The organism is Actinokineospora auranticolor (assembly GCF_041897805.1).
Lineage (GTDB): Bacteria > Actinomycetota > Actinomycetes > Mycobacteriales > Pseudonocardiaceae > Actinokineospora > Actinokineospora auranticolor.
Genome location: NZ_CP154825.1, coordinates 6,050,337 through 6,075,702, shown reverse-complemented (window position 1 = coordinate 6,075,702; position 25,366 = coordinate 6,050,337). Strand labels below are relative to the sequence as shown.

Sequence of the window (25,366 nt, the reverse complement as noted above, 5' to 3'; positions counted from 1 at the left end):
CGATGAGCGCGTCGCGTCGCAGTGGACTGGTGGGGCGCTTCGGCGACCTCCCCGTGGCGGTCAGGATTTTCAGTGCGGTCGCCGTGGTGCTGGCGGCCTTCGGGGTGGTCGTGGCGATCAGCCTCAGCGGCACCAACCGGGTGACCGACGGGTCGCGGGAGATCTACGACCACGGCGTGCAGTCGACGCAGACGCTGGCCGAGCTGCGGGCCGACATCCTCACCGACCGCAACTTCATGCTCAACTACTACATGTCCGACGCGGAGTGGCGGCCGAAGAACAAGGAGTCGATGGCGGGCCTCGACGCGAGCATCGCCAAGCTCCTCACCCGCTTCGAGGCCGAGACCGCGGACCCGACCACGCTCGCCGCGCTGCGCAAGAACTGGGACTCCTACCTGCAGGTCCGCGACAAGCAGCTGATCCCGTCCGCCGACGCCAACAACCTGGGCGCCTTCTGGGACGGCTACAACACCGCCGAGGGCCTCACCAGCGAGGTCGACAAGCAGCTCGACACGCTCACCACCAACCAGGCCGCCGACGCCAAGGCCGACGCCGACGCGGTCGCCGACACCGGCACCAGCACGAACTGGTCGATCACCATCGGCGCCGCGCTCGGCCTGCTCTTCGGCCTGCTGCTGGCGTGGCTGGTGGCCCGCTCGGTCACCCGCCCGCTGCGCCGGGTCACCGGCGTGCTGGAGTCGGTCGCCGACGGTGACCTGACCCGCCGCGCCGACGTCACCGGCCGCGACGAGGTCGGCCAGATCGCAACCGCGCTCAACCGCGCCACCGACAGCATGCTCGCCACCGTGCGCACCATCGGCTCCAACGCCTCCGCGCTGGGCGGCTCCTCCCGCGACATGGCCAAGGCGGGCGACATCCTGGCCAAGGGCGCCGCGCAGACCGCGGGCCGCGCCGACAAGGTGCGCGCCGCCGCGCAGGAGGTCTCGCTGCACGTGCAGACCCTGGCCACCGCGTCCGAGGAGATGGGCGCCTCCATCCGGGAGATCTCGTCCAACGCCTCCGACGCGGCCCGGGTCGCCTCCGAGGCCGTCGAGTCGGCCCAGGAGACCACCGACATCGTCGGCAAGCTCGGCGAGTCGTCGGCGGAGATCGGCAACATCGTCAAGGTGATCACCTCGATCGCGGAGCAGACCAACCTCCTCGCGCTCAACGCCACCATCGAGGCCGCCCGCGCCGGTGACGCGGGCAAGGGCTTCGCCGTGGTCGCCAGCGAGGTCAAGGACCTGGCCCAGGAGACCGCCAAGGCCACCGAGAACATCGCCGACCGGGTCCGCGCGATCCAGGGCGAGACCGCGTCGGCGGTCACCGCGATCGAGCACATCTCCGAGATCATCCACCGGATCAGCGACTACCAGACCACCATCGCCTCGGCGGTGGAGGAGCAGACCGCGACCACCAGCGAGATGAGCCGCAGCGTCTCCGAGGCCGCCTCCGGCGCCGACGCGATCGCCCGGACCGTCACCGACGTCGCCGACGCCGCCGCGTCCACCAGCCACACCGTGGACGCCTCGCAGGAGACCGCGGGCTCCCTGGCCGCCATGGCGGGCGAGCTGAACGACGTGGTGGCCCGCTTCCGGGTCTGACCGACCGCACCCCGCCGGGGCCGGGACGCCACTGGTGTCCCGGCCCCGGCGTTTGTCCGGCCGCCCCTCGGGTACGCGTCGGGAGTACCGCTCCCGACCCCAGGAGGCCGTTCATGGCGGACGAGAAGCAGCGCGCGCTCGACGGGGCGAGGGTCGACCCGGATGGCTCGCGGCTGATTACCCAGCAGGGGGTGCGGGTCGACCACACCGACGACTCCCTCGCCGCGGGCGACCGCGGGCCGACGCTGCTGGAGGACTTCCACTTCCGGGAGAAGGTCACCCACTTCGACCACGAGCGCATACCGGAGCGTGTCGTGCACGCGCGCGGCGCGGGCGCGTACGGGCACTTCACGCCCTACGACGACCGGCTGGCCCGGTACACCGCCGCGGAGTTCCTGACGGACCCGTCCGTGACCACGCCGGTGTTCGTGCGGTTCTCCACCGTCGCGGGTTCGCGCGGGTCGGCCGACACCGTCCGTGACGTGCGCGGGTTCGCCACGAAGTTCTACACCCGCCAGGGCAACTACGACCTCGTGGGCAACAACTTCCCCGTCTTCTTCATCCAGGACGGCATCAAGTTCCCGGACTTCGTGCACGCGGTGAAACCCGAGCCGCACAACGAGATCCCACAGGCGCAGTCCGCGCACGACACGTTCTGGGACTTCGTCGCGCTGCAACCGGAGACCCTGCACGCGGTCATGTGGCTGATGTCGGACCGCGCGATCCCGCGCAGCTACCGGATGATGCAGGGCTTCGGCGTGCACACCTTCCGCCTGGTCACCGCCGACGGGCGCGGCACGTTCGTGAAGTTCCACTGGAAGCCCGCGCTGGGCACGCACTCGCTGGTGTGGGAGGAGTGTCAGCGGATCGCCGGTTACGACCCGGACTTCAACCGCCGCGACCTGTGGGAGGCCATCGAGTCCGGCGCGTTCCCCGAGTGGGAGCTGGGCGTGCAGCTGGTCGAGGAGACCGACGAGTTCGCCTTCGACTTCGACCTGCTGGACCCCACGAAGATCATCCCGGAGGAGCGGGTCCCGGTGCTGCCGGTGGGGCGGCTGGTGCTGGACCGCAACCCGGACAACTTCTTCGCCGAGACCGAGCAGGTCGCCTTCCACACCGCGAACATCGTGCCGGGCATCGACTTCACCAACGACCCGCTGCTGCAGGCGCGCAACTTCTCCTACCTGGACACGCAGCTGATCCGGCTGGGCGGCCCCAACTTCGCGCAGATCCCGGTCAACCGACCGGTCACGGAGGTGTCGACCAACCAACGCGACGGCTACGGCCAACAGCGCGTACACCGCGGTCGCACGTCTTACACGCCCAACACCCTCGGCGGCGGCTGCCCTGTCGTGGGCGGCGACTTCCCGGAGGTGTTCCGGCACTACCAGGAGAAAGTCGACGGATCGAAGATCCGCAAACGCAGCGCGAGCTTCGCCGACCACCACGGCCAGGCGGCCCTGTTCTGGAACAGCATGTCCGAAGTGGAGCGCACGCACATCGTCGCCGCCTTCCGCTTCGAACTGGGCAAGGTCGAGACGGTCGAGATCCGCGCCGCCGTCGTCGCCCAACTGGGCCGCGTCCACGCCGACCTCGCCGCGGCGGTCGCCGAAGGCCTCGGCCTGCCCCTTCCGGACCTCGGCGAGCCCGCGAGCACCCAGTCCTCACCCGCGCTGAGCCAGCTCGGGCAACCCACGGGCACGATCGCCACCCGCAAGATCGCCGTCCTGGTCGCCGACGGCGTCGACGGGGAAGGTACCGAGAAGATCCTCACCGCCCTGCGCGAACGCGGCGCCACCCCGGAAACCCTCGCCCCGCGCGGCGGCGCGGTCCGCACGGCCCACGGCCCCGACCTCCCGGTGGACCGCGTGGTGTCCACGATGGCCTCGGTCCTCTACGACGCGGTACTCGTGCCGTGCGGGCCCGACAGCGTCGAGACCCTCGCCGCCGACGGCTCCGTCCGACACTTCGTCGCCGAGGCGTTCCGCCACCGCAAAGCGATCGCGGCGTTCGGCACCGGAACCGAACTCCTGGCGGCCGCGGGCATCGCGGTCGACGACGGCGACCTGGTCGTCGAAGCGGGCGTGGTCACCACGACCAAGGCCCGCGACGAGATCCCGGACGGGTTCGTCGACGTGTTCGCCCAGGAAATCGCCAAACACCGCGCGTGGAACCGCGACACCAGGGAGGTCACCGCGTAACCACCAAGCGGACGGCGACCGCCCCGCCCCACCAAGTCTCGGCGCCCGCTCACCCGCGGTCGTGGGCCTCTCGGACTTCACCGAACTCCCTGCCGCGGCCGTGGCGGTGGGCGCCGTCCTGGTGGCCGTCCGCCACGAGTTGCCCCTCTCCGGTGGCGTCGGAGTCCTATTACGTCACCGCTGACCCGCAAGACCCCAGACAGCAAAACGGGGCGTGGCCCAGGCCACGCCCCGTTCAATCCCTCACCGCCCCTGCGGCGGCTGCCCATACGGCGGCATCTGCTGGTGGTACGGATACCCGGGCGGCGGCTGCGGCGGAATCGGCCCCCCGTACATCGGCCCCGGAGCCGGATACTGCCCGGACTGCATCTGGCCGGACGGCATCTGACCGGACTGCATCTGCCCCGCCCCCTGCGCCGCCGCGCTGTACGCGGGCTCCCGCAACGGGTTCATCGTCGGATGGGTCTCCATGCTTTCCCGCATCCGGGGGATCTCCTGCCCCGCCCGATCCAGCCACCCCTCCCACCGGCTCTGCATCGGCCGGATCAGCCCACCCCCGACCCCGACCACCGCGATACCGCCCGCGGTGGCCAGCACGGTGATCAACACCGGCGTGGTGACCGTCGTGGCCACACCGATCTGGTTCAGCGCCGCGATGATCCCCAACGCCGTGATGAACACCGACGCGGCGGTCCCCAGCGTCCGCCCGTAGGAGAGGCCACTGAGGACGTTGGAGACGAAGTCCCGCACCGCCCGGGCGATGGCCGCGGCCACCACCACGATCAGCACCGCCACCGCCGCCTTGGGCAGCCAGGCCACGATGTCGGTGAGCAGCGCCGAGATCGGGTTCGCGCCCCACACCCCGAACGCCACCTGCAACGTCAGCAGCAGGATCGCGTAGTAGACCATCTTCGCCACGATGTCCTTGGCGTCGTAGCGGGACCGGGCGAGCACCCGGTTCACCCCGCCGCGGTGCGCCACCTGGTCGAACCCGACCCGTTGCAGCACCCGGACCACCACGCGGGCGGCGAACTTCGCGATGAAGTAGCCGACCGCCAGAACGAGCAGGAACCCCAGCAGCCGGGGCACGAAGGTGATGACCATCCGCCACGCGTCGGAGAACCCCGCTCCGATGTCGACGGCGGCCACGTCGGTCGCGGCCATCGGCGCCTCCCTAGGGCTGATCGGTGGACTGGTCACCCGAGCATCTCGCCACCGCGGCGTTCCCACACCCCGGGAGAAACCGGTGGGTGACACCCACCCGGGTGGACCTCCGCAGCGCAGCGTGAAACCGACCCGCGATTGTCCGACGCCCCAGCCGGGTAGCTACCGGGCAGGGACAACCCGCCGAGTTGGCCGCCGTCCGCGCCCGGGTCACCATGACCGAGCGGTCGCGACCGCGACCCGTCCCGATACCCACGACCGGAGAGGTACCCGTGAAAAGCAGCAGACCCCCACTCGCCGTGGTCACCGGCGCCGCCCGCGGTATCGGCCACGAACTGGCCCGCCAGTTCGCCGAGCACGACTTCCGCGTCCTCGCGGTGGCCGACGAACCGGGCATCACCGCCACCCGGCTGGGGCCGCGCGTGGAGGCGGTGCGCCTCGACCTGAGACAGCCGGGCAACGTCGAGGCCTTGGCCGCGCGGGCCACCGAACTGGGCGTACCCGCCGCGCTCGCCATCAACACCGGCACGGCCCTCACCGACCACCTCGCCATGGTCGACCTCGACGTCCGCGCCACCGTGCACCTGGCCAAGCTCCTCGTCCCCGGCATGATCGACCGCGCCTACGGGCGCGTTCTGTTCACCTCACCGACCCCGGCCCCCGGCCCACACCAGTCGGTCCACAACGCCACTACGGCGTTCACACACTCCTACGCCCTGTCCCTGCGCGAGGAACTCCGTGGCACCGGAGTCACGGTCACCGCCCTAGGCCCCACCGACGCCCTCGTCGAAGACTCCGCCGCTGCGGCCTTCGCCGCCGCAATGCGCGGTAGGCCGCACGTCACCCCTGCGTCTCCGGCCAACCGCCTGGCCGCCGCAGCCGCGCGCCTGCTCCCCGACAACGTCCTTACCGCTGTCCACCGTGTACTGGCGAAACCGGCCTGACCCTCACCCGTGCAAGGTCCGGCTCACCGCGCGCATGCCCGCCCGGCAAGCCGGGCCGTACCAAGACCGCGACGCCAACGCGGCACGCGCCGCGTTGGCCCCCGGGGCACCGTGCACACCACCGCCGGGATGCGCCGACGCGCTCGCCAGGAACAGGCGCTCCACCGGCGTGTCCGCGCGCGCCAGGCCCGGTGTGGGGCGGAACACCAACTGCTGGTGCACGCCCGCGGTACCCGAGTTGACCGCCCCGCCGACCAGGCCCGGGTTCCCGCCCTCCAACTCCCGCGGCCCCGAGGCCACCCGGCCGACCACCAGGTCGCGGAACCCCGGCGTGTGCCGCTCCACCACCGCCTCGACCCGGTCGGCCCACTCGCGGACCCGCTCGACCGGCCAGTGCCCGCCGCGCGGCACGTGGCTGTAGAGCCAGACCGACTCGGTGCCTGCGGGCGAGCGCGTCGGGTCCGCCGTGGTCATCTGCCCCATCAGCAGGAACGGTTCCGCGGGCACCCGGGTCCGGCCCAGGTCGGCGTCCACGCCCACGAACCCGTCGCTGTCCACACCGAGGTGGACGGTCCCGGCCAGCTGCGGCTCCGCGGCCGACCAGGGGATCGGGCCAGACAGCGCCCAGTCGAGCTTGATCGTGGCGTCGTCCCAGTCGACGCGGCGGACGTCGGCGACGAACCGGGCAGGCAGCGCGGCCGGGTCGAGCAGGTCGAGGTACAGCGCGGGCGCGGGCACGTCGGCCAGCACGGCCCGCCCCGCGCGCACCACGTCGCCGTCCGCGGTCCGCACCCCGACCGCCTTGCCGCCCGCGACCAGCACCCGCGCCACCCGGCGCCCGCACTCCAGCGTGCCGCCGCGGGCGCGCAGCCGGGCCACCAGGGCGTCGGTGATCGCGCCCGCGCCGCCCTCGGGCGCCGGGAACCCGACGTCCTGCCCGAGCATCGCCAGCAGCCAGCCGAACACCGCGCCACCGGCCTGGTTCGGGCCCAGGTCGGCGTGCATCGCGTTGCCGGTCAGCAGGACCCGCGCGCCCTCACCGGCGAACCGCTCTTCGCCGAAGCGGCGCACCGGCATGGCCAGCACCCGGGCGGCGCGCAGCGCGTCACCGACCCCGAGCGCCCAGCAGGCCCAGGCCCGCGCGGACCGGCGGGAACGGGCGCAACAGGGCGTCCAGCAGGTCGTCGCGGAGCAGCCGGTAGCGGTCGAACTCCCGCCGGCACGCGGCCCCGTCGCCCGCGGCGAAGGCGTCGACCGACTCGGCGGTCCCGGTCCAGGTCGCGGGAGAGCAGCACGGCCCGGTCGTCCGGCAGCACGTGCGCGAGCACGGCGGGCGCGTGCCGCCACCGCAGCCCGAACGCGTCCAGGCCGAGGTCGCCGATGACCGGCGACGCCGCCGCCAGCGGGTGGAAGGCGCTGTAGAGGTCGTGGCGGAACCCGGGCACGGTCACCGCCGCGGTCCGGGCCGTCCCGCCCGGCGCGCCGGCCGCCTCCAAGACCACGACCGACCACCCGGCGTCGGCCAGCAGGTTCGCCGCGACCAGCCCGTTGGGCCCGCTGCCGATGACGACCGCGTCCGCCGTCATCGCCCCGCCACCGCCCGGTCGGGCGCGCTCCGCGTCATGCCACAGATACCACCACGCCCGGCCCCGCCGAGCCCGCGTGGTGCCCCCTCGTGCCCGTCCGATCACCCGCCGTGCGGACGTTCGCACCGCCGTGTGGTTCCCCGGAGTGGGTGACTAGGCTGGCGCCGACCGGCGAAGAGGTTGAGCACGCAGCCCCCGCTGACGGGCGGTTCCGTGTGGGTCGGCAGACCTCCCTGCGCCCGTCAGTGGACGGTCGGGTTTACCTCGCCCGGACAGGCGGTGCGGGCGCGACGAGGCGGACGACGGGCGGCATAGGCTCCGCCGGTCGTCCGGAAGAGGAGGCACCATGACCACTGGACCAGAGCCCACGGACAACCTGGCCGCTCTGCTGCGCGCCGGCACCGGGGCGCTGACCAGGCGGTGGATCGAGCTGGCCGCCGCGCCACTGCGCGGCAGGCTCACCGTCGCCGAGCTCGAACGGGAGCTGACCGAGCTCTTCCGCGCCCTCGTCGCCGCCGTCGAGAGCGGTAGCCGCGACCTCCAGTCCGAGCCCTACGCCGAGGTCCGGGCCCTGCTGTCGGACATGTCGCGCCACCGCGCCCGCTCCGGGTTCACCCCGACGGAGACCGCGGTCGGGGTGTTCACCCTCAAGCAGGCCCTGTTCGAGCTCGTCGACCGCGCCGAGATCGAGGGCGACCTGCGCGAGGTCCTCGCCTTCTCGCTGCTGCTCGACGCCCTCGGCCTGCTGACCTTCGAGACCTACGCCAAGGCCCGCGAGGAGGTCATCGACGAGCAGGCCGAGCAGCTGCTGGAGCTGACCACCCCGGTGGTCAAGGTGTGGGAGGGCGTGCTGGCCGTGCCGCTGGTCGGCACCCTGGACTCCGCGCGCACCCAGGTCGTGATGGAGAAGCTGCTGGAGTCGCTGGTCGGCAGCGGCGCCGAGCACGCCATCATCGACATCACCGGCGTGCTCGCCGTGGACACCCAGGTCGCCCAGCACCTGCTCAAGACCGTCATGGCGGCCCGGCTGATGGGCGCGGAGTGCACCATCTCGGGCATCCGGCCGCACATCGCGCAGACCATCGTCGGCCTCGGCATCGAGTTCGGCGACATCACCACCAAGGCCACGCTGGCCGACGCGCTGCGGCACGCGCTGACCCGGTCCGGCGTCACCATCTCCTCCGGGCGCGGGTGAGCCGTGGAACGCATCCCCATCCTCAAGATCGGTGACGTGCTGCTCGCGTCCATCCAGATCGACCTGCAGGACCGCGACGTGCTCGCGCTGCAGGAGGACCTGGCCGAGAAGATCTGCTCGTCCGGCGCCCGCGGCGTCATCCTCGACATCTCCGCGGTCGACATCGTCGACTCCTTCATCGGTCGCATGTTCGCCACCATCGCCGCCACCTCCCGGCTCTTCGACGCCGAGACCGTGGTGGTCGGCATGCGCCCGGCGGTCGCGATCACGCTCGTGGAACTCGGTCTGACCCTCGGCGAGGTCCGCACGGCCCTCGACCTGGAGAAGGGCCTGGCCATCCTCGCCGCCCTCGGGGACCGGACCGACCGGTGACCCCGCCGGCCGCGCGGGAGGAGATCCCGATCACCGCCGACGAGGACGTCGTGCGGGTCCGGCAGGCGGTGCGGTCCTACGCGCAGAAGGCGAAGCTGTCGCTGGTCGACCAGACCAAGCTGGTCACCGCCACCAGCGAGCTGGCCCGCAACACCCTCACCTACGGCGGCGGTGGCACGGCGGTGGTCGAGTTCCTCACCGAGGGGCGGCGGTCGGGTGTGCGCGCCAGCTTCCAGGACGACGGCCCCGGCATCCCCGACGTCGACCTCGCCCTCACCGACGGCTGGACCAGCGGCCGGGGCATGGGCCTGGGGCTCAGCGGCGCGCGCAGGCTGGTCGACGAGTTCACCCTCGACACCGGGGCGGGCCAGGGCACCACGGTGACCGTCGTCAAGTGGTCCCGGTGAGCGCGGGGACCGACCACCTGCCCACCGCGGAGGACGTCATCTGGCTGCCGGTGGAGGAGCTGTCCGCCGTGGGCGCCGCCCGGCGCGCGGTGGCGAACCTCGCCGAGCGGTTGGCGTTCCCGGGGTCCCGCGCCGCCGAGGTGGGGATCGCGGTGACGGAGATCGCCACGAACCTGTGCAAGCACGCCGACCAGGGCGTGCTGCTGCTGCGTGCGTTGCGCACGGCCGACCACGCCGAGATCGAGGTGGCCGCGGTCGACAACGGCCCCGGCATCCCGGACACGGAACTGGCTTTCCTGGACGGCCACTCCACCACCGGCACGCTGGGCATCGGTCTCGGCGCGGTGCGCAGGCTCGCCGATGTCTGCTCGCTGCGCTCCACCCCCGACGGCACCGTCCTCGCCGCCCGCTTCGGCCCGGACCGCCGCACCGTCCCCACCCCCGGGTTCGCCATCGGCGTCACCAAGCCGATCGCGGGCGAGGAGGTCTGCGGCGACGCCTACGCCATCCGCCGGGACGGCGACCGGCTGCTGCTCATGCTCTGCGACGGCGCGGGCCACGGACCGCTGGCCGCGTCGGCGTCCCGGGCCGCCGTGCGCGCGTTCCTCGACGGCGACTGGGCGCCGCCCGAGCGGGTCGTGCGGCGCCTGCACACCGCCATGCTGGGCACCCGCGGCGGCGCGGTCGCGGTGGCCGAACTGGACCCGACCGCGCGCACCCTGCGGTACGCGGGTGTGGGCAACATCGCGGGCGCGGTCGTGTCCGAGCGCAAGAACGGCCTGGTGTCGCTGCCCGGTGTCGCCGGTTACCAGGCGCGTACGGTCCGGGAGTTCACCTACGACCTACCGCCCGGTGCCGTCGTGGTGATGCACTCGGACGGGCTCAACGACCGCTGGGGCGTCGACCCCGTTGTCCGGTGGTCGGCCGACCCCTTGGTGATCGGGCTGGAACTGCTGCGGGAGGCCGGTGTGCGGCGCGACGACGCCAGTGTGGTGGTGGCCAAGCCGGGTGCGCGATGAGCGCGGACGAGCTGCTGGTGGTGACGCTGGCGGGTGAGCAGGACGTGTTCCTGCTGCGCCAGCGCGGCCGCGAGGCGGCCCGCGCGGTCGGGTTGGAGGCCCAGGACCAGATCCGGGTGGCCACCGCGCTCAGCGACCTGGGCCGCGTGCTGCTCACCGGGAAGCGCGTGGTGGTGGCGGCGTTCGCGGTGACCTCGGCGCCCTCGCCCGCGCTGACCGTGCGGCTGCGCACCGGCGTCGACCGGCTGCCGGTGGACGAACCCGGCTGGGCCACCGCCGAACGCCTGCTCGACGAGGTGTGCGTCGTGAACTTCCGGGGCCGGGTCGAGGTGCGCGTGTCCAAACGCCTCCCGGCCGGAATGGGCTACCCGGGCCAAGACGAACTTGTACGGCTGCGTGATGCTCTTGGCAGTCTGGGGGAGACCAACGCTGCGGACGAGCTGCGCGCGCAGAACGAAGAACTTCTTCTGACGTTGGAAAGCCTCGAGCGCAAGCAAGAGGAACTACTCACCCTCAACGCGGAACTGGAAGAGACCAACCGCGGTGTTGTCGCGCTCTATGGCGAGTTGACCGAAGAGCTCGACGAGACTAACCGCGGCGTGGTGGCTCTCTATGCCGAACTGGACCAGACGGGTATCGAGCTGCGACGAGCAAGCGAGGCCAAGAACCGGTTCTGGTCCAATGTGAGCCACGAGGTCCGCACCCCGGTCAACTCGATCGTCGGCCTCGCGCGGCTGCTGCTCGGCCCCGGCGCCGACCCGCTCACCGCCGACCAGCGCAGGCAGCTGGAGGTGATCACCGGCTCCGGCACCGCGCTGCTCACCCTGGTCAACGACCTGCTGGACGTGGCCAAGGCGGAGTCCGGCAGGCTCGAACCCCGCTACACCGAGGTCGACCCGCGGCTGCTGCTCGCCCGGCTGCGCGACGGTTTCCTGCCCATCACCCGCGACAGCGCGGTGGCGCTGGTGATCGACGACCTGCCCGACGCGCCGCCGCCGCGCACCGACGAGACGCTGCTCGGGCACGTCCTGCGCAACCTGGTGTCCAACGGGCTCAAGTTCACCGAGCGCGGCGAGGTCCGGGTCACCGCCGCGTGCGACGGCGAGCACTGGGAGTTCACCGTCGCCGACACCGGCATCGGCATCCCCGCCGAGCACGTCGACAAGGTCTTCGAGGAGTTCCACCAGGTGCCCGGCCCGTTGCAGGCCAAGAGCGCGGGCACCGGCCTCGGGCTGCCGTACGCCAAGGGACTGATCGAGGTGCTCGGCGGTTCACTCGATCTGCGGAGCACGCCCGGGCGGGGCACGCTGGTGACCGTGCGACTTCCTTTGCGGGCCCCGCGTCCCCAGGCCCGTCCCCGATCGGCGCTGCTGGTCACCGCGGACGACACGCTCCGTGCCCGACTGACCACTGTGGTCGGTCCGCTCGTCGGATCCGTGCGGGAGACCTCCGACGGCGCGGGCGCCGTGCTGATGGCCGCCGCGGAACCGCCCGGGCTGCTCGTGCTCGACCTGGCCGCCCCGCACGCCGACGACTGCCTGGAGGGCATGCGCCGCGACCCCCGGCTGGTCGCCACCCCGGTGCTCGCGCTGGAGTCCGCCGACCACCGCGACCGGCACAGCGGCGTCGCCGTGCTGCGCACCTCGCAGCTGTCCACCGAGTCCGTCCGCGACGGCATCCACCGCGCCCTGGCCGCGGTCGACCCGGCCACCACCGAGCTGGTCGCCGGGTCATGACCGCCCGGCCCTTCGACGACCAAGACCGCCCGGCCCGCATCCTGGTGGTAGACGACACCGAGGCCAGCCGCATGATCACCGGTGGCTGGCTGCGCCGCAACGGCCACGAGATCATCGAGGCGGACACCGGCGCGAGCGCGCTCGCCCGCGTGCGCGACGGCGTCGACCTGGTGATCCTCGACGTGAACCTGCCGGACATGAGCGGGTTCGAGGTGTGCGAGGTGATCAAGAGCGACCCGGCGACCGCGGTGGTGCCGGTCGTGCACGTCTCGGCGAGCCACATCGAGGCCAGCGACCGCGCGGCGGGCCTGACCCGCGGCGCCGACGCGTACCTGTCCGAACCCGTCGACCCGGGTGAGCTGCTGGCCACCGTCAAGGCCGCGCTGCGCTACTACCGGGCGCGGGCCGCCGCCGAGAACCTGGCCGCCCGGCTGTCCCGGCTCACCGCGGCCAGCCTGGAGGTCAACGCGGCGCGCACCTTCCCGGCCCTGGTCACCGCCGCCACCCGGGGGGCCGCCGCCGTGCTCGGCAGCGGCGCGACCGTGCTCGTTCGGCTGCGCGACGGCGCTGAGCTGTGGGGGAGCACCCCCGGCCCCGGCGGGCCGGTGGCGCTCGCGCCGCACGGGGCGACCGCGCTCGCCGACGAGCACCTGCCCGACGGCGTCACCTCGGCCGTGCGAGCGCTGCCCGGCGGGCTGTGCGCCGCGCTGTCGAGGACCAAGCCCGAGTGCCCCGTGACCTGCGTCGCGGTGCCGGAGGCGGCCGTGGGGGCGCCGGAGGAACGGGACCTGCTGGTGCAGCTGGGGCTGGCCACGGCGGTCGCGGCGGAGGGGCTGCGCGCGTTCACCGACGAGCACGACGTCGCCCTGGCGCTCCAGCGCAGCCTGCTGCCCAGCGTGCTGCCGCGCCGCCCGGGCGTCACCATGGCCGCCCGGTACGTGCCCGCGTCCACGGTGGCCCAGGTGGGCGGCGACTTCTACGAGGTCGCCGAGCTCGACGACCGGCTGCTGGTGGCGATCGGCGACGTCACCGGCCACTCCATCGAGGCCGCGACGATCATGGGGGAGGTGCGGCACGCGCTGCGCGCCTACGCGATCGAGGGGCACGGCCCGGACCTGATCGTGGAACGCCTCAACGCGATGCTCCGGCGCTTCCACCCCGAGGGCCTGACCACGCTGTGTGTGCTGCTGCTCGACCCGGTGGCGGGCCGCGCGACCGTGGCCAACGCCGGTCACATCCCGCCGCTGTTCCTCGACGCCGACGGCGCCCGCTACCTGCGGCTGCCCGGGGCGCTGCTGGGCGTCGCCACCCCGCGCCCGCCCGCGACCACCGTGGACGTGCCCCCGGGCACCACGGTCGTGCTGATGACCGACGGCCTCATCGAGCGCCGCACGGTCCCACTCGACGCCGACATGGAGCGGCTGCGCGCCTCGATGCGCCACGGGGAGTCCCCCGAGGCCATCTGCGAGCGCCTGCTCGCCGACTTCGGCCAGGACAAGGACGACGACATCGCGCTCCTCGTCCTGCGCCGCGACTGAGCCCACTGAATCACCCCGGTCGGTTCGGGGTGGTTCAGTGCTACGGCGAGAGTGAACATTCACCTTCACCTCCGGGAGGTGTCGTGCCCCGAGCGAGCAGGCGGGACGAGATCACCGCCGCGGCCGCCTACCGGCGCGACCCCGAGGCGTTCACCGTCACCGTGCTGAACACCTCGTCGTTCCACCCGAGCCTGCCCCCGGGCTTCCAGCACCCCGTGGAGATCGTGGGGGACCTGATGGCGGCCGGACAGCGCGCGGGCGTCGTGCGCGAGGGCAGTCGCTGCTGCTCGCCGTGATCTTCATGGGCGCGCTGCTGCGCCCGCTGATCGTCGCCACCCTCGCCGCTCCCGGCGCCCTCGACCTGCGCGACCCCCCCACGACTCGTTGCTCACCGCCGCCGCCTTGGCCGCCGACACGGCCTATTCGTGGCTGACCACCTACGGGCCGACGGCCGGACCGACCCCCTGCTGATCCTCTTGCTGGACATCCCGTTGGCCCTGTCCTTCGCCGCCGCCCTCACCCTCGGACTGCGTCACACCCTGCGCAACGCCGCGCCGCGGGTGCGCGCGTGGATCGCGTTGTTGCCGCTGGTGGGCGCCGCGCTGAACTACGTCGAGGACGCGGGCATCACCGCGTACCCCACCCGGATCGACCTCCTGGCCACGGCGGTCAGGTTCCGTGTCGGCGGTGAAGTCGTTGTGCTTCAGGCTTTCCGCGGTCGTGCTGGTGGGCGTCGCCGCCGTCCGTGCCGTCAACCGCGCGCGGGGCGCCTGCCCGGCCACGTGAGCCGGGTGACCTATTCGGATCTTGCGGCGGCGCCGGCCCGCCCGGCATGATCGTGAGCGGAACGCACCCGTGCCCAGTCGGGGGAAGTCCGGTCGGAATCCGGCGCTGTCCCGCAACGGTAGGCCACCGAGAGACGGTGGTGAGCCCGAATACCCGCTGGGCGCGGTCTGCTCCGCACACCGTCGAGGACAGCGGGTCGGAGCCTGGACGCTCCCCGCCGTTGTCGCGCGGGTCCGGGTTCCCACGCCGCCGCGAGCGCGAGAGGCGTAGGAGAATGGGTTTAGGCCGGAGGATCACGGCCACGGTGTTCGCGGTCGCGGTCACGGTCACCGCGACGGCCCCCGCCCAGGCGGCGGTCACCGCCGACGACACGGCCGCCGGGTGGTTGGCCAGGCAGCTGGTCGACGGCGAGTACATCGACACCCCGGGCGTCCCCGGCATGCCGGACCACGGCCTGACCGCCGACGTCGTCCTCGCGCTCGACGCGGCGGGCGTGGCCAAGGGCGCGGCGGAGAAGGCCACCGCGTTCCTCGCCGTCCCGGCCAACGCCACCTACTACGCCTTCCCCGGCGGCGGTGAGTCCTACGTCGGCCCGCTGGCCAAACTCGGCCTTGTGGCCCAGGCACAGGGCATCGACCCGAAGACCTTCGGCGGGATCGACCTGCACGCCCGACTGCTGGCGCTGATGGACGCGCGGACCGGCCGGTTCGCGGACGCCACGAAATACGGCGACCAGACGAGCACCTTCAGCCAGGCACTGGCCGTGCTGACCCTCAAGCGTGCGGGCGAACTGCCTGACCTCGCGGTCGACTACCTCGCGGGCGCCGCCTGTCCCGACGGCGGCTTCCCGGTCCCGTTCGAGGAGGCGACCTGCCTGCCCGACGTGGACGGCACCGCGATCACCGTGCAGGCGCTGCTGGCCGCCGGGCGCGCGCAGCCCGCGACCAAGGGGCTGGACTGGCTGGTCGCCAACCAGCGACCCAACGGCTCCTTCCTCGACGGCGGCATCGAGAACTCCAACAGCACCGGCCTGGCCGCACAGGCGTTGCGCGCGGGCGGTCGCACCGCCGAAGCGGACAAGGCCGTCGCGTTCCTGGTCACCCTCCAGGTCGGTTGCGACCGCCCGGAAGCCGACCGCGGCGCGATCCCGCACAACGCGTCCGAGTTCGACGCGGCCACCGCCGCCCGTGCCGCGGCCCAGGCCATCCCCGGTATCGCCGGGGTGAGCTTCGCCGACATCACCGCCGACGGCGCCACCGCCGCGTTGCCCACTGTGGACTGCCCCACGCCGACCACCACCACGACCGCGCCTACTACTACGACCACAACCGCCAGTGGCACGACGACCACCACCTCGGCCGCCGCGCCGCTGCCCGCCGGATCGCGCACGCCTCCGTTGGCCGCCACCGGATTCCAGCCCACCGCCGGGGTCTGGGTCGGAGTCCTGTTGCTGCTGACCGGAACCGGCCTTGTCCTCGTGTCCCGTCGCCGTGTCCCACATGGAGGTAACAAGTGAAGACCGCCGTACTCCGCAGAACCGCCGCAGCGGCGGCGGTAGGCCTCACCGCGGCCGTCACCACCGCGCTCGGCGCGGCACCCGCGCAAGCCGCCGCGTGCTCCGGCACGTCCGGCGTCACCGTGATCGTCGACTTCACCGCCGTAGGCGGCACCATCCAGACCGCCTGCGCGCTCGGCGACCCCGCGTCCGGCCTGGCCGCGCTCACCGGCGCCGGGTTCACCTACGGGTTCGTCCCGCGCCAACCGGGCTTCGTGTGCCAGATCAACACCAAGCCCAACCCGTGCAACGGCGCCCCGGTCACCGCCTACTGGTCCTACTGGCACGGCACCCCGGGCGGCTCGTGGACCTACAGCACCAGTGGCGCGGGCGCCTACAACCCCGCCCCCGGCACGGTCGAGGGCTGGGCCTTCGGCGCGGGCACCGCTCCCGGCCAGGCCCCGTGACCGCACGGTCGGGCCTGCGCACCGCCCTCGCCGCCGCCCTCTTGGCGGCGGCGGGGCTGGTCGGCGGCGCGGTACCGGCGTCGGCGGCGGCGTGCGGTGCCTCCGGGGTGACCGTTGTCGTCGACTTCGGCTCGCTCGGCGGCGGGGTGCAGACCCGGTGCGCGCCGGGCGATCCCGCGAGCGGACTCGCGGCGTTGGCGGACGCCGGGTTCGGCTACACGTTCCCCACCCGGCAGCCCGGTTTCGTGTGCCGCATCGACAACCGCCCCGCCCCGGACGCGGACCCGTGCGTCAACGCCTCACCGGGCAACGCGTACTGGTCGTACTGGCACGCCCCGCGCGGGGGGACCTGGACCTACAGCACCAAGGGGGCGGGCAACCGCGACCCCGGCGCGGGCACTGTCGAGGGGTGGTCGTTCGGCGCGGGCGCGGCGCCCGCCATGGCACCCCCGGCCGCACCCGCGGTCCCGCCGCCCGCGGCGAACCCGACAACTACGGCCGTGCAGGCCCCTCCCGCCACCGCAGCGGGCAAACCCGCCGCTCCCGCCGCCGTACAACCTCCCGTCACGACAACGACAGCGGCACCCGCGCCACCACCGAGCACACCGCCATCCTCAACGCCGTCGTCGTCGGAATCCTCCCCGCCGCCGTCGCAGTCACCGTCAGCGGAAGCCATACCGGCACCGGTAGCCCCATCCGAGACGGTGCCGCCCCCACCGCAACCCACGGCGGGCGCGGAGTCCGGTAGCTCCACGGCGGTCATCGTCGCCGGGATCGTGGTTGTCGTGCTCGCGGCCCTGGCCGCCATCACCGCGCGGCGTCGGAGAGCGCGAGAGGATCTGTGACCCGAACGCACTCCGGGGCGTGGTGGTTGTGGGCGTTGGGACTCGCGGTCGTCGCCAGTCGCACCACCAACCCCGTGCTGCTGGCCCTCGTCGCGGCCGTGGCGGGGTTCGTCGCGGTCACCTGCCGCGCCGCCGCGCCCTGGTCGTCGGCGTACGGGATGTTCCTCAAACTCGGGCTCGCCGTGCTCGGCATCCGGCTGGTGTTCCACGTCCTCGTCGGCGGCTTCACGGGCACCACCGTGCTGTTCACCCTGCCGGAGATCCCGCTGCCGGACTGGGCGGCGGGCATCCGGATCGGCGGCCCGGTCACCGCCGAGGGGCTCGCGCACGCGCTGTACCTGGGGTTGCAGCTGGCCACGCTGCTCTGCTGCGTCGGCGCCGCGAACGCGCTCGCCGACCCGCGCAGGCTGCTCAAATCGGTCCCCGCCGCGCTTTACGAGGTCAGCGCCGCGGTCGTGGTCGCGTTGACGCTGGCACCGCAGCTGGCGGTGTCCGCGCGGTCGGTGCGCCGCGCCCGGATGCTGCGCGGTGACCCCGCGCGTGGCCGCCGCGCGATCCGGACCCTGCTCGTACCGGTGCTGGAGGACGGCCTCGACCGCTCGCTGCACCTGGCCGCCGCCATGGACTCCCGGGGCTACGGCCGCACGGCCGGACTGCCGCGCCGGACCCGCGTCCTGACGGCGCTGCTGGTCTTCGGCGGCCTGATCGGCCTGTGCGTCGGCGCCTACGGGCTGCTGGACTCGGCCGCCCCGGCGATCATCGGCGCGCCGACGCTCCTGCTCGGGGTGCTGCTCGCGGTGACCGGACTGCTGATCGGCTCCCGCCGGGTGCGCCGCACGCGGTACCGACCGGACAAGTGGACCGTCCGCTCCGTCCTCATCGCGTGCTCCGGGCTCGCCGCCGGCGCGGTGACGATCGTGGCCGATTCCCTGGGCACGGCGGACCTGGTGCCGACCACCTCACCCCTGTCCTTCCCGGACCTACCGCTGCTGCCGTCGGCGGGTGTGCTGATCGCGCTGCTGCCCGTGGCGCTCGTTCGACGGGAGACGCGCTCGTGATCCGGTTCGACAACGTGTCCGTGACGTACAACGGCGCGGACAGGCCCACCTTGAGCGGGATAGACCTGTTCGTGCCGGAGGGTGAACTCTGCCTCGTAGTGGGCAGTACCGGCGCGGGTAAGTCCACCTTGCTTCGAGCGGTCAACGGGTTGGTGCCGCACTTCACCGGCGGCAAGCTCACCGGTCGCGTTGTTGTCGACGGGCGCGACACCGCCACGCACCCACCACGAGAACTGGCCGACGTCGTCGGCCTGGTCGGCCAAGACCCGGTGGCGGGATTCGTCACCGACTCGGTCGAGGAGGAACTGGCGTACTCCATGGAGTCGCTGGCGGTGCCGGAAACGGTGATGCGCAAACGGGTCGAGGAGACCGTCGACCTGCTCGGGCTCGCGGACCTGCGCGGCCGCGCGCTCGCCACCCTGTCCGGCGGGCAGCAGCAGCGGGTCGCGATCGGCGCGGCGCTCACCGCGCACCCCCGCGTCCTCGTCCTCGACGAACCGACCTCCGCGCTCGACCCGGGCGCGGCCGAGGACGTGCTGGCCGCCGTGCACCGGCTCGTCCACGACCTGGGCATGACCGTGCTCGTCGCCGAACACCGCCTGGAACGCGTCGCCCAGTACGCCGACCGCGTGATCTGGTTGCCGGGCGGCGGCGCGGCCCCGGTCGACGGTGATCCCGGGACCGTGCTCGCCGAGGCGCCGGTAGCGCCACCGGTCGTGCGACTCGGCCAACTCGCCGGCTGGTCACCGCCGCCGGTGTCGATCCGCGACGCCCGCAGGCTCGCCGGGCCACTGCGGGAACGACTGGAGCCGATCACACCGCCGGTGTCGGAATCCGTGAGCGGTAGAGAGATCCTGGCCGCGACAGGCGTAACCGTGCGCTACGGCAACACCACCGCCGTCAGCGGAGTAGACCTCAAGGTGACGACGGGGGAGCGGGTCGCGGTCATGGGCCGCAACGGCTCCGGCAAGTCGAGCCTGCTGTGGGCACTGCAAGGCAGCGGCAAACGCTCCGGTGGCGCCGTAGTGGTCGATGGCGCCGACCCGGCGAAACTGAAGCCCCCCGCTCGTCGCGCCAAGATAGGCATGGTTCCCCAACAACCGGCGGATTTGCTCTACCTGCACACGGTCGCCACCGAATGCGCCCAAGCCGACACCGAGTCCGGTAGACCCGAGGGCACCTGCCGCGCCCTGGTGGACTCACTGGCCCCGGGCATCCCGGACGACCGCCATCCCCGCGACCTGTCCGAAGGTCAACGCCTCGCCCTCGTCCTGGGAATCGCCCTGACCCCGTCGCCGGACGTGCTGCTGCTGGACGAACCGACGCGCGGACTGGACTACCCGGCCAAGACCCGCCTCGCCGAGGCACTGCGCGCCTTGTCCCGCGACGGCCACGCCGTCGTCCTCGCCACCCACGATGTCGAGTTCGTCGCCGAGGTCGCCACCCGCGTCGTCGTGACCGCGGACGGCGAGATCGTGGCGGACGGCCCGGTGGAGCAGGTCGTCACGTCGTCCCCGGTCTTCGCACCCCAGGTCGCCAAGGTCCTCGCGCCCCGACCGTGGCTGACCGTCGCCGCCGTCGAGACCGCCCTGGCCACCCGGTGAGCGCGCCACCGGTCCGCGTCGGACCGCGCTCGGCGGTCGCGCTGGCGCTCTCGGGCGTCCTCGGCCTGGTCGCGTTCTGCTGGCCGCTGGTCGTCGGCCCCGGCGCGGGCCTCGCGCACGGCACCGACGCGCCGCTGGTGTTCGCGCTGCTGCTCCCGGTGTCGCTGGCCGTCGTGCTGGCCGAACTGGCCGACGGCGGCATGGACGCCAAGGCCGTGGCCATGCTCGGCGTGCTCAGCGCGCTCGGCGCCGCCATCCGGCCGCTGGGCGCGGGCACGGCGGGCATCGAGACCGTCTTCTTCCTCATGGTCCTCGCGGGCCGCGTGTTCGGCCCCGGGTTCGGCTTCGTGCTCGGCAACACCACCCTGTTCGCCTCCGCGCTGCTCACCGGCGGCGTCGGCCCGTGGCTGCCGTACCAGATGCTCGGCGCCGCCTGGGTCGCCCTCGGCGCGGGGCTGCTGCCGAGGGCGACCGGGCGCCTCGAACCGCTGCTGCTGGCAGGCTACGGCGCCGCCGCGGGCCTGCTGTACGGACTGCTGCTCAACCTGTCGTTCTGGCCGTTCACGCTGGGGGAGGGGACCTCGCTGTCGTTCCAGCCCGGCGCGCCGGTCGAGGACAACCTCACCCGGCTGGTCCTGTTCTCCCTCGCCACCTCGCTGGGCTGGGACCTCGGACGGGCCATCACCACCGTGGTGCTGGTGCTGGTCACCGGACCGGTGCTGCTGCGCGTGTTCCGCCGCGCGGCCCGCCGCGCCGAGTTCATCCCCTGACCCCGGGCGCTTTCTTGGCGATAGCGGCCTTCATCGCGTCCAACCCGATGAGGTTGAACGGGCGCCCCAGGGTGCGCATCAACGAGTTCTCCGTCGGACGGTAGATGCCGCGCTTGTAGTAGTAGGCGCCCTGGAAGGTACCCACCACCCCACCGTCCGGAGACGGCTTACCGAGGTACGAGTACCACTTCGTCCGATACCGGGCCATCGACGAACTCGAGTACACCGACACGTTCGCCTCCTGCGGCTCCCGGCCGGTGTACAGGTCGTTCGGCACGTCGTACTCGTCGGCCAGCCCACCGATCGAATGCCCCAACTCGTGCGCCACGACCTGCCCGGACTGCGCGTTGCCACCCGAGGACGTGGCCACACCGCCGCCCGCGCCGCCGTACTTGGTGCTGTTGCCCACCGCCAGCACCTGGTCCACCGCGGGTGCCAGCGCCGCGTACCGCTTCGCCTTGGCCTCGTCGACGCACAGCAGCCGCTCGATGTCGTCGCACCAGAAGTACATGTCCAGCGCGGTGTTCCGCCGCACGCCCCTCGACGGTTCGTTGTCCACACCGGACTCCGGCGACACCACGTTGACCTGCCACACGTTGAACGAGCCCTTCATCGACCGGAACGGCTCGACCTGGGTCAGCTCGTTCCACCGGTTCACCACGTGCTGGTGGTAGGTCGCCATCTCAGCGGCGGTGTACCCGTCGCCGACGAAAACCAGGTCGAACCGCGAACTCGACGGACCGGTCTGCTGCACCGGCACCACATCCGCCACTACGGGCGCGAACGACTCCGTGGGCACGGGAAGCGTCACCCGTGTGCGGGTGATGGTGCCGTCGGGGGAGAAGACCTCTTTCACAGTTGAGTACGTGGGCGGCTGGGAATTCGCGTCTTGCGCGGCATCGGCCGTGTGCACACCGACCATCGCGGCCGCGAGGACCACCGCCGCGAGCAGGGGAACCGTACGCATCTCTCTCCGATCCAGGCAGGGAACGCCACTATCGCCCGCCCTTCCCGCACCGGGGTAATAGCGGCTTCCATACCGCCGATCTATGGCTCGCGCGCGCGAACCCCCACTACGCTCACCGGATGGACCTGGAGCTACGCCATCTGCGGACGCTCTGCGCGATAGCCGACACCGGCAGCCTCACCCGCGCCGCCGCCGTCCTGCGCCTGTCCCAACCCGCCCTCACCGCCCGCCTCAAACGCGTCGAGCAGGAAATCGGGGTACCGCTGTTCACTCGCGGTCCGCGCGGGATGGTCTCCACGCGCGTGGGCGACTTCGTGCTGCTGCGCGCCCGCGCGATCCTGCACGGCGTCGACGACCTGGGCCGCGGCGTGGCCCGCTTCACCGACGCGGACGCGCCCGTCGTCGCCATCGGCGGCGCGGTCGGCTCGGTCTCGGTGGGCCTGGCCGCGCGCGTGGTCGACCGCCTGCCCGCCGTCGAGGTGCGCCTGACCATGGAGTACTCGCCCCGGCTGCTGTGGGACCTGGTCGCCGCGGGCAGGCTCGAAGCGGCGGCCACGGTCGACTACCCCGGCTACGAACTGGAGTCCACATCGGACATACAGTGCGCGGTCATCGCCGATGAGCCGGTTTTCGTTGCCTTGGCACCGAACGACCTCTTAGCCGACCGTGACGAGGTAGCGCTAACCGAGCTCGCGGAACGCACATGGGCGATGACACCGTCCGATGGCGCCGGTTGGCCCGACTGCTTCCACACCGCCTGCGTGCGCGCCGGGTTCACCCCGCGCGTCCACTACACCTCGGCGAGCGCCGAATCCATCCACGAACTCGTCGCGGCGGGCCACGCCGTCACCGCCTGCCAGGCCGTCTACCGCGGCGGCGACGGCATCGTCGTCCGGCCCCTCGCGGGCGCGCCCGTGCGCATGCGGCACGTGCTCCTCTGCCGCCGCGACGGGCCGCTGGCCGACCACGCCGACGCCATGCTCGGGTTCGCCCGCGAGGCGTACCGCGACTACGCCCGCAGGCACGCCAGGTGCCCTGACCGGCTCGACCCGGCTACCCCCGCGCCCGCCGCAGCAGGTACGTGTCCATGATCCAGCCCTTCTCCCGCCGGGCCGCCGCGCGGGTGTCCCGGATCCGCTCGGCCACCTCGGCCAGCGGCCCGGAGATGACGACCTCGTCCCGCGTGCCCACGTACGCACCCCAGTGGATGTGCAGGTCGGGGTCGTCCGCCAGCTCCAGGTAGGCGTCCCGCGCGTCGAGCATCACAACGACGTCGTCCACACCCTCCGGCCAACCCTGGGCCAACCGCCTGCCCGTGGTCACCTGCACGGCCCCGCCGACCTGGTTGAGCGTCGTACGGCACCGCGCGGCGAGCGCGGACACGCTGCTGATCCCCGGCAGCACCTCGACCTCGAACGCCAGCGCGCCCCGCGCCCGGATGTCGTCGACGACGGAGATGATGCTGTCGTAGAGCGAAGGGTCGCCCCACACCAGGAACGCGCCCGTCTCACCGGGACGCAGGTTCTCGGCGATCATCCGCTCGCACACGTCCGCGCGCCGCTTCCGCCAGTCCTCCACCGCTTCCGGGTAACCGGCCTCCGTGCGCAACCGCTCCGGATCCGGGGTGCGGACAAGCCGGTAGCCCTTACCGGGCACGTGAACGTCCAGAATCGCCTGTCGCAGTTCGGACAGCTCGATCGCCGCGTCCGCCTTGTCCAGGAAGAAGAACACGTCCGCCCGGTTGAGCGCCTCCACCGCCGCCACCGTCACGTGACCGGGGTCACCGGCCCCGATCCCGATGACCGCCACCCGCGTCGCCTCACTCATGCCGTGACCCTAACCGCCGGTGGACCCCGGTTAGATGGGGCCATGACCACCCCCCGGACGCTGGTGCTCGGCGGTGCCCGGTCCGGCAAGTCGGCCCACGCGGAGGGCCTGCTGACCGGCGACGGCCCCGTCGACTACCTGGCCACCGCCCGCCGCGACCCCGCCGACACCGAGTGGTCGGCGCGCATCGCCGACCACGTCGCGCGCAGGCCCGCGCACTGGCGCACGGTCGAGGTCCCGGCCCGCGCCGACCTGCCCGCCCGGCTGCGCGCCGCCCGACCCGACGACCCGCCGCTGCTGGTCGACGACCTCGCCACCTGGCTCACCGGCGTCCTCGACGACGTGGGCTGGACCCGCGGCCCCGAGGCCGCCGAGGCCCGCGTCGACCTCGCCGCCGCGGTCGCCGCCTGCCCCGCCCGCCTGGTGCTCGTCTCCGCCGAGGTCGGGCTCGGGGTCATCCCCTCGACCCGTGCGGGCCGGATATTCCGGGACGAGTTGGGCGCGCTCAACGCCGCCGTCGCCGCGCACTGCGCCGAGGTGCTGCTGCTCGTCGCCGGGATCCCGCTGCGGCTGCGCGGATGAGCCACCTCGCGGGCGCGCGGCTCGCCTTGCACTGGCTCACCACGTTCCCGATCCACCAGGACGGCACGGACGCGCGAACCAGGGGTCTCGCCATCACCTGGGCACCCGTGGTCGGTGTGCTGCTCGGTGGCGTCGTCGCGACGCTCTTGTACCTCTTGTCGCTCGCGGGCCTACCGCCACTGATGTCCGGTCTGCTCGCGGTCGGCGCCACCGCGCTGCTGACGCGCGGGATGCACCTCGACGGCTTGGCCGACACCGCCGACGGCCTCGGCTGCTACGGCCCATCCGAACGCGCCTTGGCGGTGATGAAGGACGGCGGCGTCGGCGCGTTCGCCACCGTCGCGCTGGTCATCACCATCGGCGTCCAGGCCGTGGCCCTGGGCGCGCTGGGCGGCACGGCGCGGTGGCCCGCGGTCGTGTACGCCCTCGTCGCGGGCCGGGCCGCGTTCTCCTGGTGCTGCCGCCGGGGCGTGCCGCCCGCGCGGCCCGAGGGCTTCGGCGCGCTCGTCGCGGGCACGCAGCACCCCGCGGTCCCGGCGGCCTGGCTGGCCGCGCTGGTCTGCGCCGGACCGCTGGTCGTGCCCGGCAGGCCCTGGCTGGGGCCGCTGGCCGCGCTCCTGGCCGCGGGCGCGGTGGCGCTGCTGACCCGGCACCTCGTCCGCCGCTTCGGCGGGGTCACCGGGGACGTCTTCGGCGCGAACGCCGAAGTGGCGACGACCGTGGTCTTGGTGGTGTGCGCGGCGGTCTGAGCGGGGGTCCGATGTGTCCGGTGGGGCCGCCGGAAGCCGGTGAGTCCACAGTGGAGAGAGGGGTTTGGTGACGCTGGGCCGGTGTGGCCGCCGCCGTGGGGGACTCGGCGCCACCCGTCCGAGTGGTTTTACCCGGGTGCTGTCGGCCGACTACGCCGAAATCGCTCCGATGTGTGTCGGACCGCGCATTCCCGTGATGATCAATTCGTTTCCTTTCCCTCGATCGCGTGAGCGACCGAATCGTGACTTGTCGCGTCGCGGGGTGCGGAATCCGCGGGAGTGACGGCTGGTCAAAATGATCAGAGCTGGTCACGCTATCGGGCGTACCGTCCGAGGATTTCCACCCGTCGAGTGAGTATCGCGTCCCGCTGAACGCGCGCTGCGTTAGCGAAATTGGTTGTCCCCACGCTTTCGGGTATGTCCGATGCCAAGTTCTGTGAGTTTGCCTAA

The 25,366-nt window shown here is 72.8% G+C and carries 23 protein-coding genes, 1 pseudogene and 1 riboswitch; of the genes and pseudogenes, 20 read left to right on the top strand and 4 right to left on the bottom strand.

The genetic code is table 11. The features are described from left to right. Positions 1 to 2 precede the first annotated feature (2 nt). Both V5P93_RS26360 and V5P93_RS26355 read left to right on the top strand, forming a co-directional pair. Complete coding sequence (locus V5P93_RS26360) at positions 3 to 1,604, top strand: methyl-accepting chemotaxis protein (RefSeq protein ID WP_104483035.1); 1,602 nt, start codon at positions 3 to 5, stop codon at positions 1,602 to 1,604. Between the two features lie 113 nt (positions 1,605 to 1,717). Then, positions 1,718 to 3,805: a catalase gene (locus V5P93_RS26355; RefSeq protein WP_104483034.1), complete on the top strand. Its 2,088-nt coding sequence runs from the start codon at positions 1,718 to 1,720 to the stop codon at positions 3,803 to 3,805. A gap of 243 nt (positions 3,806 to 4,048) precedes the next feature. Here the strand turns inward: V5P93_RS26355 and V5P93_RS26350 are convergent, their stop codons facing one another. Further along, positions 4,049 to 4,969 carry a hypothetical protein gene (locus V5P93_RS26350; RefSeq protein ID WP_104483033.1) on the bottom strand — a complete coding sequence of 307 codons (921 nt, stop codon included), beginning with the start codon at positions 4,967 to 4,969 and terminating at the stop codon, positions 4,049 to 4,051. A 272-nt stretch (positions 4,970 to 5,241) separates the two neighbouring features. On the opposite strand from V5P93_RS26350, the gene V5P93_RS26345 reads away from it, so the two are divergent. Then, positions 5,242 to 5,913, top strand: a complete 672-nt coding sequence (locus V5P93_RS26345) for an SDR family oxidoreductase (protein WP_245931733.1) — start codon at positions 5,242 to 5,244, stop codon at positions 5,911 to 5,913. Positions 5,914 to 5,916: 3 nt separating this feature from the next. On the opposite strand, the pseudogene V5P93_RS26340 reads toward V5P93_RS26345, so the two are convergent. Continuing rightward, positions 5,917 to 7,499, bottom strand: a pseudogene (locus V5P93_RS26340) (phytoene desaturase family protein). A 346-nt stretch (positions 7,500 to 7,845) separates the two neighbouring features. On the opposite strand from V5P93_RS26340, the gene V5P93_RS26335 reads away from it, so the two are divergent. The 14 genes from V5P93_RS26335 (at position 7,846) to V5P93_RS26270 (ending at position 20,791) form a co-directional block, all read left to right on the top strand. After that, a complete protein-coding gene (locus V5P93_RS26335; protein WP_104483032.1) occupies positions 7,846 to 8,694 on the top strand; it encodes an STAS domain-containing protein in 849 nt (282 codons plus the stop codon). 3 nt (positions 8,695 to 8,697) lie between these two features. Further along, positions 8,698 to 9,066: an STAS domain-containing protein gene (locus V5P93_RS26330; RefSeq protein ID WP_104483031.1), complete on the top strand. Its 369-nt coding sequence runs from the start codon at positions 8,698 to 8,700 to the stop codon at positions 9,064 to 9,066. After that, on the top strand, positions 9,063 to 9,473 hold the full coding sequence (locus V5P93_RS26325; RefSeq protein WP_104483030.1) for an anti-sigma regulatory factor: 411 nt from the start codon (positions 9,063 to 9,065) through the stop codon (positions 9,471 to 9,473). The genes V5P93_RS26330 and V5P93_RS26325 overlap by 4 nt, the downstream gene beginning before the upstream one ends. After that, entirely contained in the window at positions 9,470 to 10,492 is a 1,023-nt protein-coding gene (locus V5P93_RS26320) for an ATP-binding SpoIIE family protein phosphatase (protein WP_245931732.1), read from the top strand. Before V5P93_RS26325 ends, V5P93_RS26320 begins: the two co-directional genes overlap by 4 nt. Continuing rightward, on the top strand, positions 10,489 to 12,228 hold the full coding sequence (locus tag V5P93_RS26315) for an ATP-binding protein (RefSeq protein ID WP_219824183.1): 1,740 nt from the start codon (positions 10,489 to 10,491) through the stop codon (positions 12,226 to 12,228). Before V5P93_RS26320 ends, V5P93_RS26315 begins: the two co-directional genes overlap by 4 nt. Then, positions 12,225 to 13,766, top strand: a complete 1,542-nt coding sequence (locus V5P93_RS26310; RefSeq protein ID WP_104483028.1) for a fused response regulator/phosphatase — start codon at positions 12,225 to 12,227, stop codon at positions 13,764 to 13,766. Before V5P93_RS26315 ends, V5P93_RS26310 begins: the two co-directional genes overlap by 4 nt. Before the next feature lie 83 nt (positions 13,767 to 13,849). Further along, positions 13,850 to 14,062 (top strand): hypothetical protein, encoded by a 213-nt coding sequence (locus tag V5P93_RS26305; RefSeq protein WP_104483027.1) that lies wholly within the window; start codon positions 13,850 to 13,852, stop codon positions 14,060 to 14,062. A gap of 129 nt (positions 14,063 to 14,191) precedes the next feature. Further along, the gene (locus V5P93_RS26300) at positions 14,192 to 14,602 is read left to right on the top strand and encodes a hypothetical protein (protein WP_104483026.1); all 411 of its coding nucleotides are present in this window, start codon (positions 14,192 to 14,194) and stop codon (positions 14,600 to 14,602) included. Positions 14,603 to 14,609: 7 nt separating this feature from the next. Further along, a riboswitch (cobalamin riboswitch) is annotated at positions 14,610 to 14,728 on the top strand. Positions 14,729 to 14,856: 128 nt separating this feature from the next. Next, positions 14,857 to 16,068 carry a prenyltransferase/squalene oxidase repeat-containing protein gene (locus V5P93_RS26295; RefSeq protein ID WP_181043906.1) on the top strand — a complete coding sequence of 404 codons (1,212 nt, stop codon included), beginning with the start codon at positions 14,857 to 14,859 and terminating at the stop codon, positions 16,066 to 16,068. Continuing rightward, positions 16,065 to 16,514 (top strand): hypothetical protein, encoded by a 450-nt coding sequence (locus tag V5P93_RS26290; protein WP_181043905.1) that lies wholly within the window; start codon positions 16,065 to 16,067, stop codon positions 16,512 to 16,514. The genes V5P93_RS26295 and V5P93_RS26290 overlap by 4 nt, the downstream gene beginning before the upstream one ends. Next, positions 16,511 to 17,359 (top strand): hypothetical protein, encoded by an 849-nt coding sequence (locus V5P93_RS26285; protein ID WP_219824182.1) that lies wholly within the window; start codon positions 16,511 to 16,513, stop codon positions 17,357 to 17,359. The genes V5P93_RS26290 and V5P93_RS26285 overlap by 4 nt, the downstream gene beginning before the upstream one ends. Beyond that, positions 17,356 to 18,417: an energy-coupling factor transporter transmembrane component T gene (locus V5P93_RS26280; protein WP_104483025.1), complete on the top strand. Its 1,062-nt coding sequence runs from the start codon at positions 17,356 to 17,358 to the stop codon at positions 18,415 to 18,417. The genes V5P93_RS26285 and V5P93_RS26280 overlap by 4 nt, the downstream gene beginning before the upstream one ends. Further along, on the top strand, positions 18,414 to 20,021 hold the full coding sequence (locus V5P93_RS26275) for an ABC transporter ATP-binding protein (RefSeq protein WP_104483024.1): 1,608 nt from the start codon (positions 18,414 to 18,416) through the stop codon (positions 20,019 to 20,021). Before V5P93_RS26280 ends, V5P93_RS26275 begins: the two co-directional genes overlap by 4 nt. Continuing rightward, a complete protein-coding gene (locus tag V5P93_RS26270; protein ID WP_219824181.1) occupies positions 20,018 to 20,791 on the top strand; it encodes an ECF transporter S component in 774 nt (257 codons plus the stop codon). Before V5P93_RS26275 ends, V5P93_RS26270 begins: the two co-directional genes overlap by 4 nt. Here the strand turns inward: V5P93_RS26270 and V5P93_RS26265 are convergent. Then, complete coding sequence (locus tag V5P93_RS26265) at positions 20,781 to 21,758, bottom strand: M64 family metallopeptidase (RefSeq protein WP_104483022.1); 978 nt, start codon at positions 21,756 to 21,758, stop codon at positions 20,781 to 20,783. The genes V5P93_RS26270 and V5P93_RS26265 overlap by 11 nt on opposite strands. Positions 21,759 to 21,877: 119 nt before the next feature. On the opposite strand from V5P93_RS26265, the gene V5P93_RS26260 reads away from it, so the two are divergent. After that, a complete protein-coding gene (locus V5P93_RS26260; RefSeq protein WP_104483021.1) occupies positions 21,878 to 22,849 on the top strand; it encodes a LysR family transcriptional regulator in 972 nt (323 codons plus the stop codon). On the opposite strand, the gene cobF is transcribed toward V5P93_RS26260, so the two are convergent. Further along, positions 22,812 to 23,585 (bottom strand): precorrin-6A synthase (deacetylating), encoded by a 774-nt coding sequence (gene cobF / locus V5P93_RS26255; protein WP_104483020.1) that lies wholly within the window; start codon positions 23,583 to 23,585, stop codon positions 22,812 to 22,814. The genes V5P93_RS26260 and cobF overlap by 38 nt on opposite strands. Before the next feature lie 42 nt (positions 23,586 to 23,627). Between cobF and V5P93_RS26250 the strand changes: the two genes are divergently transcribed. Both V5P93_RS26250 and V5P93_RS26245 read left to right on the top strand, forming a co-directional pair. Continuing rightward, positions 23,628 to 24,167, top strand: a complete 540-nt coding sequence (locus V5P93_RS26250; protein ID WP_104483019.1) for a bifunctional adenosylcobinamide kinase/adenosylcobinamide-phosphate guanylyltransferase — start codon at positions 23,628 to 23,630, stop codon at positions 24,165 to 24,167. Beyond that, positions 24,164 to 24,916 (top strand): adenosylcobinamide-GDP ribazoletransferase, encoded by a 753-nt coding sequence (locus V5P93_RS26245; protein WP_104483018.1) that lies wholly within the window; start codon positions 24,164 to 24,166, stop codon positions 24,914 to 24,916. The genes V5P93_RS26250 and V5P93_RS26245 overlap by 4 nt, the downstream gene beginning before the upstream one ends. The last annotated feature ends 450 nt before the right edge of the window (positions 24,917 to 25,366 follow it).